Below are 3,603 nucleotides of genomic sequence, written 5' to 3'. Positions count from 1 at the left end.
TGCTTGGTCAGCAACTCGTCGAGGGCTTGTTGGTAGGCGCTTCGGGCCTCCTGGATCTTGCCTTCTGCCGCGAGGACATCGGCCCGAGCCGCCACGAGCGCGGCCTCTTCCTCGGCAATTTTGAGGCGGGCGGACTCCGCTGCCGCCTGCTGTGTCGCGCTGTCCAGCCTGAAAATAGGCGCCCCTTGTTTGACCTCTCCGGTGAACCCGAGATAGACCTCGGCGACGCGCCCGCTGGTCTCCGGAAGGATCGGGACCGTGCGGTAGAACAAGGTCGCGTTCGTCGTCGACGGGTGGTTGTAGAAGATCACCGTGATCAGAGACACGGTGAGCATCAGGCAACCGACGATGCCCCACCTCAGCTCGTACCACACCGAATAGAGCGTGATTTCCTTGCCGAGCCGCTTGCCCTGGCCATAGCGGCGGTAGAGGTAGTCAGGCAGGATGGTCAGCAGGGAGCACAGAAGCAGCTCGAGCATGGATCAGTTTCCTGCGCTTGCCCGAACCGACTTCGGCTCGGACTGGGTTTGCGGTTCCCCCTCGTCGACAAGCGTCGCGGCGGCAGCGGGATCATCAGGCACGTCGTCCGCCCCCTTCCCTGGCGGGATGCCGGCGATCTTTTCGAGGGACCCCGCCATTCTGCCGAGCGGCCCACCGAAATCGGGGATATCGATGAGGGCGAGCATCAATCCGGCGACCCAGAAAGCATGAACGTGGGTCAAAAGGGCCAGCAGTCCCAGCACGGCCACGATCTCGAGCTGAAGCTTCTTGGACTTGTGTGCGATACGCTCGGGCAAGGTATGCACTGTCAGAAACAGGTTTCCGATCGCCAGCAAGGCGATGATCAGAATGACGGCCATCACCACCATGAGGACGTCGGTTTCCCCGGGGGCGGTGATGAAGCCCGGCAGATGATGGGGGGCAGCGGGATGAAGCGAAGCAGCCATGCCGGCCTTCCTGYTTGGACACTCGACCCAATCAACAATTCTGGACGAATTCGTAGCCCATAGTCACTTCAACGTGGATTGGACTGTAGGTCATCTCCGAGCCGTTAACCAGCGGGACAATGGGTCGGCGGCAATATGATAGGCACCGATCTGCCATCTCGCCAAGCGGGCGATATTGGCTGGCTAATTCCCGTATTGAAGCCGCCCCCCGCTTCAGGCCGCCGTGATCACCATCCCGTCGAAGGCTGGTTCGACGTGCGGTGGGAGTTCGCTGCGCAGCGCGTCGAAGTCCAGGTCCGAGTGCAGATTGGTCAGGACAGCGCGTTTCGGCTTGACCTGCTCGATGAGGGACAAGGCCTCCGACACGGAGAAATGCGTTGGGTGCGGCGTGTAGCGAAGTGCGTCGATGATGAGGACGTCCAGGCCTTCGAGATGGGGCAAGCTCTCGTCCGRCATGACGCTGACATCGGGCGCATAGGCGATCTTGTCGATCCGGAAGCCGAGGGAATCGATGTCGCCGTGGACCAAATGAAACGGCAGGATAGCGATGGGTTTTCCGTTGCCCTGAATATGGATGCCGTTGCCCGGTTTCATAAGGTGTGCTTCGAGGATCGGCGGATACGGACTTCCTGAGGGCGCTTCGAAACAATAGCCGAAGCGCGCGAACAGCAATTCGCTCGTCACGCGGTCCGCATAAACCGGAATGCGCTGGCGCATGGCGATGACGAGTGGTCGGAGATCATCGATGCCGTGGGTGTGGTCCGCATGTTGATGCGTGTACAGCACGGCATCGAGATGGTTGACGCCCGCGTCGAGAAGCTGCTCGCGCAGGTCGGGCGACGTGTCGACGAGCGCGCGCGTCGTTCCTTCCGCCGAGCGTCGTTCGATCAGCACGGAGCAGCGCCGGCGCCGGTTTCTCGGATTTGTGGGATCACAGGCACCCCAGCCGGAACCGACGCGCGGAACGCCGCCGGACGATCCGCAGCCGAGAATGGTGATCGCGAGACTCATGAGACTGGCACCAGGCCCGCCGCACGATCGGCGGTGTCGGCCTTCGAGAACAATCGGTAGAAATTGTCCGTCGTCAGCCGGGCGGTGTCGGCTTGAGACAGGCCTATGACCGAGGCGAGACGATTGGCCGTATGGACCACGAATGCCGGCTCGTTGGTCTTGCCGCGATAGGGTTCGGGCGCGAGGTAAGGCGCGTCCGTTTCAACGAGCAATCTCTCAGGCGGCACCGATGCTGCGATTTGGCGGATATCGTCGGATTTCTTGAACGTCAGGATGCCTGAAAACGAGACGTAGAAACCCATCGCGACGCCGGCATCGGCGAGCTTCCGCCCAGACGAGAAACAATGCAGAACGGCCTTGAAGGCGCCCTTCCCCATCTCACCGCTCAGAATGTCGATCATGTCGTCGTCGGCATTTCTCGCATGGATGACGAGCGGCAATCCAGAAAGCCGGGCGGCGGCGATATGGGCCCGAAAGACACGCTGTTGCACGTCCCGCGGGCTCTTGTCGTAGTGATAGTCGAGGCCGGCTTCCCCTATCCCGATGCAGCGCGGGTGTTGCGACAACGCCACGAGCCGCTCGACTGGGACGTCGGGCTCGACGGCGGCGTTGTGCGGGTGAGTGCCCACCGTAAAGAACACCGCATCGTGCTCCTCGGCGATCCGCCGATAGGTCTCGAAATGCGACACGTGGGTCGAAATCGTGACCATACGGCCGATGCCGGCCTGCGCGGCCGCGCTCAGCACGTCGGGAAGGCGCGTCTGGAAATCGGGGAAATCGAGATGGCAATGGCTGTCGACGAGCATGACTGAAGGCGCCCTCCTCCCGGCGCCCGAACTGGAATCGTCCCTACCTATATCAGTGTGACGATTGTTGGCTATCGTCCCGCGGCCTCATTTCATTCTCGATGAAGCGTCGCACATTCTCCCGCCGGCGCTCGACCGGCCGCTGATAGCAATCGCTGGGCAGCGACAAGGGGACGGCGAGGCACACGCTCTGGGCCGGGAGGATATCGCACCAGTCGCGAATGAGCTGTTTGTAGGATGCGCCCACGGGCCGGATGTTACGATCCAGATCATAGAGGCCGACGGGGGTCACGCGGTTGTTCTCCTCGCGCAGCGCCACGTCCCAATCGATCTGGTCGGTCAGCGAGTACCACGTGAAGCCGACGACGGGCACGCCCGTGTTGCGCACCCGCAAGACATTCGCCCATTGCTTCCAGAGCCAGTTGACGGCCTCGTCTCCCGCCGGACCTTGAGCGAAGTTCGTTTCCGTGTGCATCACCGGGAGACGGAAGCGGTCGTAGTATTGGCGCGTGATCTCGTCATATCCGAATACGTCTCCCGCGGAGCACGTGGTGCCGTCGGCATGCACGCGGTGCTCGTTCGTCACGTAATAATCATTGCCCATGATGCAGTGATGGCGAAGGGAGGAGCGGCTGAGGAAGAAATGGTACTCCTCGCGCGTCATGCCATTATCCAAGAGGTACTCGTACATCTCGGAATCGACCCTGCGTCCGTATGTCAGATCGAGGGACAGGAAGCGGCGCGAATTCATGATCTCCGCCGGTTTGATGGCGGACGGATTCTCCGCATGAAAATACTCGGACGACTCGCTTTGAATGAAAATCGCATCCGGTCTGACC

Annotated in this window: 3 protein-coding genes and 2 pseudogenes; all 5 read right to left on the bottom strand. The window is 61.5% G+C overall.

Going from position 1 to position 3,603, the window contains the following annotated elements:
- Window positions 1-479, bottom strand: a pseudogene (locus AC1DT3_RS15045) (HlyD family secretion protein); the annotation flags it as partial.
- Window positions 480-482: 3 nt separating this feature from the next.
- Window positions 483-947: a hypothetical protein gene (locus AC1DT3_RS15040; protein ID WP_477466052.1), complete on the bottom strand. Its 465-nt coding sequence runs from the start codon at window positions 945-947 to the stop codon at window positions 483-485.
- A 213-nt stretch (window positions 948-1,160) separates the two neighbouring features.
- Complete coding sequence (locus AC1DT3_RS15035) at window positions 1,161-1,958, bottom strand: MBL fold metallo-hydrolase (protein ID WP_477466051.1); 798 nt, start codon at window positions 1,956-1,958, stop codon at window positions 1,161-1,163.
- Complete coding sequence (locus tag AC1DT3_RS15030; protein ID WP_477466050.1) at window positions 1,955-2,764, bottom strand: TatD family hydrolase; 810 nt, start codon at window positions 2,762-2,764, stop codon at window positions 1,955-1,957. Before AC1DT3_RS15030 ends, AC1DT3_RS15035 begins: the two co-directional genes overlap by 4 nt.
- Window positions 2,765-2,816: 52 nt before the next feature.
- A pseudogene (locus tag AC1DT3_RS15025) lies at window positions 2,817-3,603 on the bottom strand (glycoside hydrolase family 1 protein); the annotation flags it as partial.

It is taken from the genome of Microvirga sp. P4_G7 (assembly GCF_056401005.1).
The sequence above is the reverse complement of the archived record's forward strand: the minus strand, read 5'-3'. Positions and strand labels throughout refer to the sequence as shown.